The following is a 6617-nucleotide window of genomic DNA, read 5'->3' as shown; positions in this document are numbered from 1 at the left end:
CCTCGGCCCCGTCAGCTACCCGTTCCTCGCCCGCCCCCTGCGCGGGCTGCCCGCCACCCTGGACCGGCTGCGCATCGACAGACAGCTCGAGGAAGCCCTGATCAGCGGCGCCGACCCCCTGCAGGTCGCCGCCGTCTTCGGTGTCTGTGACGCCACCGCGATCCGCTACGCCGACAACGCACGCCAGCTGCTGACCCGCCCTCACGAGAANGGCCCCTCGGAATCACCGTGAACCCGAGNGCCCGNACCGGCAAACCCGCCTGACCACCACTTGGGTTCGGGCTGAACAACCTTCGGATGGCGTGAACCCACGGACTTTGCGAGCGGGGCGAACAGCAGCATGTCGGAGTGCACCCTGCGGGCCACCGTCCCGTGCGGCAGCGGGGTGGGTGGCTGGTCGAGCTCGTCGAGGGGGACTTCCAGCAGGACGACCCGGTCGAGCAGCGCGAGCCCGTGGCGGCTGGTGGCGGCGGTCAGGTCGCCGGTGGGGTCGATCAGCCGGCCGGCGATGCTGTCGCTGCGGGTGATCACGGCCAGCAGGCCGGCGGGACTGACCAGACGGGCCCATGGGACACCGTGCAACCAGCCGGTCCGCGTCGGTTCCACGACCGAGACGACCAGCGGATGTCCCTCGGCGTCCGGCGCCCGACCGGGCGCCGGGTCGAGTCCCGGTCTCGACCCCGCCACCGTGTGGGTGGGGCCGGCGGGCCCGGTCCGGACCCGGACGCACCGGTCGAGTCGGGCGACGGCCCAGACGGTGTCCCCGAGCCCGTCGGAGGCGTCGCCCTCGGCGACGTCGCGGCGCGGTCCGGCTCCGTCTTGGGGCGGCGCGGTCAGCAGCAGGACCGGGTCACCGGGCCGGGTATGGGTCACGACGAGCTGTTCCACAGCGGCTGCAAGCCAGCCGGCCGGCGGCCGGCCGGGGCTGGCGGGAGGGCACGGCCAGACGGTCGCTGGCCGGCCCGCGGGGACGACAACGCGGCCGTCGCGGTCAGGGTCGGATACGGGCATCAAGAGGTTTTCCTTTCACGGCGGAGTGTTTTCGCGGCCGTAAAAGGAGACCGTCTGCTGGGCATGCCTCGGACACCAGCCCGGCGACCTTTTTCAAGATTTTTCTCGCTGGGCAGGGCCTAGTCTGACCGGACTATTGATCGCTGGCAGATCGCTGGGCAGCGCTCGGACGGTCCGTCCGAAAATTTTTTCAAGATTTTTCTCGCTGGGGTCATTGTCGGCTGGCCGTGCTGCCAGCAGGGATGCCCAGCGATCTTCCTCGGATGTCACAGCGTCGCAGCTCACATCCCTGCTGTGCAGGTTCGGGGCGCCGCCGGCGTCGGGTCGACTCCGGGGCTTGCGGAAATGCCGACACTAGATCACTGGGATTCCGCTGGGCGCCAGAGATCTTTGCTGTGCATTCACTGGGAGATCATTATTGCTTTTCGCTGGGCACGGTGTGGCNTCCTTGGTGCTGTCCGCATTTCCGTGACAGCGAAGGACGGCAGTAATGCCCGACGGAATGTCTTCACTTCCTCCGCGACCGGCCGGCCGGGGCGCGTCCGCGTTGCCGCTGGCGACATTGCGGGACTGCTTTGGCCTGCTGGTCGCGGGCCCCGCGCCGCTGGCGCTGGACGGCTCGCTGGTGCCAGGTCTGCCGGAGCGGCTGGTGGCGTTGGACGAGCTGCGCGACCGGCTACTGGCCGGCTCCTGCCCGCAGCCCGTCCGCGACGCCGCCTGGGCGGTGGTGATCCGCCGCTCCCGCCGCTACGGCGGCGCGTGGACAGTCGGCGCCGCCGGCATGGCGCTGCCCGCCCTGCGCGCGGTCTGCGCCCGGCTCGGCGGCCACAGCGACCTCGACCCGGCCGACGTGCAGGCCGAGGTGCTCACCGGGTTCCTCGAAGCGGCGGCCACCGTCCGCCTGGACCTGCCGCGAATCGCGGTGCGGCTGCGCTGGGCCGCCTACCGGGCCGGGCTCGCGCTGACCGTCCAGCAGCGGGAAACCCCTCATCCCGACCCGGACCTGTTCCAGACCGTCGCCGCGGCCGAAGCACCGCAGTCCGGTCCGGGCCAGGCCGGTCCCGAACAGGTCCTGGCGGGCCTGGTCGCCGCCGGAGTCCTGACCGATACCGAGGCCGATCTGATCGCCGCGACCCGCCTGGACGAGATGCCGATCAGCGCCTGGGCCGCCCGCCACGCGACGGCGCCCCGCCGGGCATCCCGGCTGCGGGAGCGGGCCGAGCAGCGCCTCGTCGACCACCTCACCGGCCCGGCCGGTGCCAGCCGTGCCGGGCGTTCGCCGGCCGCCGAGACCCCGCGCTGGCCACATCCACCGGCCGGCGCGCCGGCGCTGACGGTCGCGGGGGTGCCGGCATGAACCCGACCCGACCGCGGCCCGAGGCCCGCCCCGTCCGCTCCCGCGCGGACGGCCGGCGTGCCGTGGCGCGCCGCGCGGTCCTGCTCACCGTGCTCGTGCTCGCGCTCGTGCTGGCGGGCAGCGTGGCGGCCTTCGCCGCGCCGGCGCCGGCGGCGCCTGTGGCGCCGGATCTGAACGCCGTCCTGAACAACGTCCGCAACTGGATCATGGGAATCCTGGCGCTGCTGGCGACGGTCTTCCTGTCGATCGGCGGGGTGCGCTACCTGATCTCCAACGGCGATCCCGGCGAGGTCGGCAAAGCCAAGGACAGCTTCCGCAACGCGGGCTGGGGGTACGGGCTGGCCGCGCTCGCCCCGGTCGTCGTCGCGATCCTCAAGCAGATCGTCGGGGGCTAGCCCATGACCGCCGCCGTCCCGGCACGCCGCGCGCCGGCGTATCTCTCCCTCGCCCACGCGGCCCGGAGGCCGGCCCGCCCGCGGCGCCACCGCCGGGGCCGCGGGCTGCGGCTGGTCGGGACGGCGGCGCTTGCCGTGGTGCTGCTCGTCGCCTGCCCCGCCCTGGCCTTCGCCGACGCCACCCCCGCTCCCACTCCGGCCCCGACGCCGAGCGCCACCGGGCCGACACCGAACCCGCAACCCGGACCGTCCCCGGTACCCCCGGGACAGGGATCGTCACCCACGCCCACCCCGTCCTCCGGCGGGAGCACGCCGTCGACCTCGAACCCGCCCGGCGGCGGGACCGTTGACGATTCCGGCACCGGAACCGGCACCTCGTCCCCACCCTGCGCGGCCGATGACGAGGACTGCGTTCCCCAGCCCACCGCACCGCCACCCCCGACCCCGCACACCACCCCGACCGCGCCCGATACCGGCGGCGACGGAGGCGGCGGCGGAATTGTCGGCTGGATCNCCCGCGGTATCACCAGCGCGATCAACAGCTTTTTCCGGGGCTTGGTGACCGCCGCTCTCAACCCCTTGTTGGATCTGCTGGGTCGCACGCTGTTGACCACACCGAAACCGTCGGAGCTGCCGGCGATCGGTGAACTGTGGACAACCTCGTGGGGCATCACCGTCGCCTCCTACAGCATCCTCATCATGATCGGCGGGATCACGATCATGACGTTCCAGTCGGTGCAGGCCCGGACGTCCATCAAGGAGATCGCTCCCCGCATTCCCCTNGCGGGCCTGGTCGCCGCCGGAGTCCTGACCGATACCGAGGCCGATCTGATCGCCGCGACCCGCCTGGACGAGATGCCGATCAGCGCCTGGGCCGCCCGCCACGCGACGGCGCCCCGCCGGGCATCCCGGCTGCGGGAGCGGGCCGAGCAGCGCCTCGTCGACCACCTCACCGGCCCGGCCGGTGCCAGCCGTGCCGGGCGTTCGCCGGCCGCCGAGACCCCGCGCTGGCCACATCCACCGGCCGGCGCGCCGGCGCTGACGGTCGCGGGGGTGCCGGCATGAACCCGACCCGACCGCGGCCCGAGGCCCGCCCCGTCCGCTCCCGCGCGGACGGCCGGCGTGCCGTGGCGCGCCGCGCGGTCCTGCTCACCGTGCTCGTGCTCGCGCTCGTGCTGGCGGGCAGCGTGGCGGCCTTCGCCGCGCCGGCGCCGGCGGCGCCTGTGGCGCCGGATCTGAACGCCGTCCTGAACAACGTCCGCAACTGGATCATGGGAATCCTGGCGCTGCTGGCGACGGTCTTCCTGTCGATCGGCGGGGTGCGCTACCTGATCTCCAACGGCGATCCCGGCGAGGTCGGCAAAGCCAAGGACAGCTTCCGCAACGCGGGCTGGGGGTACGGGCTGGCCGCGCTCGCCCCGGTCGTCGTCGCGATCCTCAAGCAGATCGTCGGGGGCTAGCCCATGACCGCCGCCGTCCCGGCACGCCGCGCGCCGGCGTATCTCTCCCTCGCCCACGCGGCCCGGAGGCCGGCCCGCCCGCGGCGCCACCGCCGGGGCCGCGGGCTGCGGCTGGTCGGGACGGCGGCGCTTGCCGTGGTGCTGCTCGTCGCCTGCCCCGCCCTGGCCTTCGCCGACGCCACCCCCGCTCCCACTCCGGCCCCGACGCCGAGCGCCACCGGGCCGACACCGAACCCGCAACCCGGACCGTCCCCGGTACCCCCGGGACAGGGATCGTCACCCACGCCCACCCCGTCCTCCGGCGGGAGCACGCCGTCGACCTCGAACCCGCCCGGCGGCGGGACCGTTGACGATTCCGGCACCGGAACCGGCACCTCGTCCCCACCCTGCGCGGCCGATGACGAGGACTGCGTTCCCCAGCCCACCGCACCGCCACCCCCGACCCCGCACACCACCCCGACCGCGCCCGATACCGGCGGCGACGGAGGCGGCGGCGGAATTGTCGGCTGGATCACCCGCGGTATCACCAGCGCGATCAACAGCTTTTTCCGGGGCTTGGTGACCGCCGCTCTCAACCCCTTGTTGGATCTGCTGGGTCGCACGCTGTTGACCACACCGAAACCGTCGGAGCTGCCGGCGATCGGTGAACTGTGGACAACCTCGTGGGGCATCACCGTCGCCTCCTACAGCATCCTCATCATGATCGGCGGGATCACGATCATGACGTTCCAGTCGGTGCAGGCCCGGACGTCCATCAAGGAGATCGCTCCCCGCATTCCCCTCGGGTTCCTGGCCGCGACCCTGTCCCAGTTCCTGGCCGGCAAGATCATCGAAATCGCGAANCCGTTGCCCGCCGNGATCCTCGGGCAAGGACTCGACCCGAACACGGCCTCCCAACAGTTGCGGAACATCATTCTCGGCGCGATCGCGCCACCGATCGGGCCCACCGGCGCCACAGGTGTCGTCAACCGAAGCATCTTCGTCATTTTCCTGGGGTTGTTTCTCGCCGGTTCGATCGTCGCGCTGCTGTGCACCTACATTGCCCGGGTCACGATCACCGTNGCGTTGATCGGAGCCGCACCGCTGGCACTCGCGGGACACGCTCTACCGCAGACCGAGAAGGTCGCGTACTGGTGGTGGAAGGCATTCTTCGCCTGCATCAGCATCCAGATCGCCCAGTCCTTCGTTCTCATCGCGTCTTTCAAGGTGTTCTTCGCCCCCGGTGGTTTCACCGTGTTCGGCCCGAAACCGGACGGGCTGGTGAACCTGCTGGCAACCATCACCCTGATCTATTTCCTGTTCAAGATCCCGTTCTGGATGATGCCAAAGATCGGCCAGGGCGGCAGCAGCGTTCTGGGCCGGATCGTGCGCGCCTACGTCACCGGTCGCGCCCTGGGTCTGCTGGGCGGCGGACGGTTCGGCCGCGGCCCCCAGCGCACCCCCACCGGCCGCCGCCGCCAGACGCCTCCTCCTCGGCGACAGGCACAGAACCCGATCACGCGCCGGCCGCTACGGCAGCCTCCGCGCGGCCGGACCACCCCCCAGTTCCTCCAACCGATACCGGCGGTACCTATGCACGATCTCGCCAGCGGTAAGGCCACCGGCCCGCCGCCTCCCGCGGTCTTCCTTCCCCCCTCGATGCCGGGCGGCGATCCCGGCCAGAACGTTCGCCCCCGACCCCGTCCGACCGGGCCACCGTCCCCGCCGGTGTTCCGCTCCCCGAACAGCGCCGACGCGTCCCCCACCGCCGATGCGGCGGGTTCCCCGCCGGCGCAGCCGTTCCGGCCGCCTACCGCTCCTGCGCGGGTCCGGTTCCAACCCCCGANCCCCGAGCCCGCGCAACGCTCCACACCGATCCGGCCCCGCGGCCCCGTCCCACCGGTGTCGTTCCGCGCGCCGAATGCGCCCCGGCCCGCGGGCAGCCCGCCCCGCGCCGAAGCGCCGGGACGGCGTGCCCGTACCGCCACCGCCATGCCGGTGATCTTCAGTTCGCCGGCGCCGGGCAGCACCGGCGTCAGCCCGCCGATGCCCCCGCCCCTTCCCCGCCGCTCCGCGGCCCCGCCGCCACCGCGCCGACCGCGCCCGCAGGCACCACGTCCGGCCACGCCACAAGCGCCACGCCCGCCGGCGCCACGTCGTGCTGTCCCGATGCCGCGCTTCACCGCACCACCACCACCCGGAGGTCCCCGACCGTGACGCATCCCGTCCACATACCCGCCGATGTTGACCGTGAGGACCGGATCGTCGCGAACCTGACCGCCCGTCAGGTGCTGATCCTCGCGCTGACCGCCATCGTGCTCTACCTCGCCTGGGCCGCGACCCGCAGTCTGGTGCCGCTGCTGGTGTTCGCGGTGCTCGCCGTGCCGGTCGCGGCCGGCGCCGGCGTCCTCGTGC

Annotated in this window: 5 protein-coding genes and 2 pseudogenes; 5 read left to right on the top strand and 2 right to left on the bottom strand. The window is 72.8% G+C overall.

Annotated elements, in window-relative coordinates:
- Window positions 1–246: 246 nt before the first annotated feature.
- On the bottom strand, window positions 247–888 hold a 642-nt coding region (locus tag UK94_RS31375), incomplete at its 3' end, for a hypothetical protein (RefSeq protein ID WP_235490869.1).
- Between the two features lie 613 nt (window positions 889–1501).
- On the opposite strand from UK94_RS31375, the gene UK94_RS31370 reads away from it, so the two are divergent.
- From UK94_RS31370 to UK94_RS31355, 4 genes and pseudogenes are all read left to right on the top strand, one after another.
- On the top strand, window positions 1502–2368 hold the full coding sequence (locus UK94_RS31370; protein WP_055752702.1) for a hypothetical protein: 867 nt from the start codon (window positions 1502–1504) through the stop codon (window positions 2366–2368).
- On the top strand, window positions 2365–2763 hold the full coding sequence (locus tag UK94_RS31365; protein ID WP_055752701.1) for a pilin: 399 nt from the start codon (window positions 2365–2367) through the stop codon (window positions 2761–2763). The genes UK94_RS31370 and UK94_RS31365 overlap by 4 nt, the downstream gene beginning before the upstream one ends.
- A 783-nt stretch (window positions 2764–3546) precedes the next feature.
- Window positions 3547–3828 (top strand): annotated as a pseudogene (locus UK94_RS31360) (hypothetical protein); the annotation flags it as partial.
- The gene (locus tag UK94_RS31355; protein ID WP_055752701.1) at window positions 3825–4223 is read left to right on the top strand and encodes a pilin; all 399 of its coding nucleotides are present in this window, start codon (window positions 3825–3827) and stop codon (window positions 4221–4223) included. The pseudogene UK94_RS31360 and the gene UK94_RS31355, both read left to right, overlap by 4 nt.
- Window positions 4224–6049: 1826 nt before the next feature.
- Here the strand turns inward: UK94_RS31355 and UK94_RS71890 are convergent.
- Window positions 6050–6328: pseudogene (locus UK94_RS71890) on the bottom strand (hypothetical protein); the annotation flags it as partial.
- An 87-nt stretch (window positions 6329–6415) separates the two neighbouring features.
- Between UK94_RS71890 and UK94_RS31345 the strand changes: the two are divergent.
- On the top strand, window positions 6416–6617 hold a 202-nt coding region (locus UK94_RS31345; protein ID WP_162246944.1), incomplete at its 3' end, for a PrgI family protein.

The organism is Frankia sp. AvcI1, assembly GCF_001420875.1.
GTDB lineage: Bacteria > Actinomycetota > Actinomycetes > Frankiales > Frankiaceae > Frankia > Frankia alni.
Note: the sequence above shows the minus strand (reverse complement) of the source record. Positions and strands in the feature narration are given on the sequence as shown.

Excerpts from the sequence above, each read along its gene's own strand:
- UK94_RS31370 (WP_055752702.1), top strand. The coding sequence starts at position 1,502 with ATGCCCGACGGAATGTCTTCACTTCCTCCGCGACCGGCCGGCCGGGGC.
- UK94_RS31355 (WP_055752701.1), top strand. The coding sequence starts at position 3,825 with ATGAACCCGACCCGACCGCGGCCCGAGGCCCGCCCCGTCCGCTCCCGC.
- UK94_RS31365 (WP_055752701.1), top strand. The coding sequence starts at position 2,365 with ATGAACCCGACCCGACCGCGGCCCGAGGCCCGCCCCGTCCGCTCCCGC.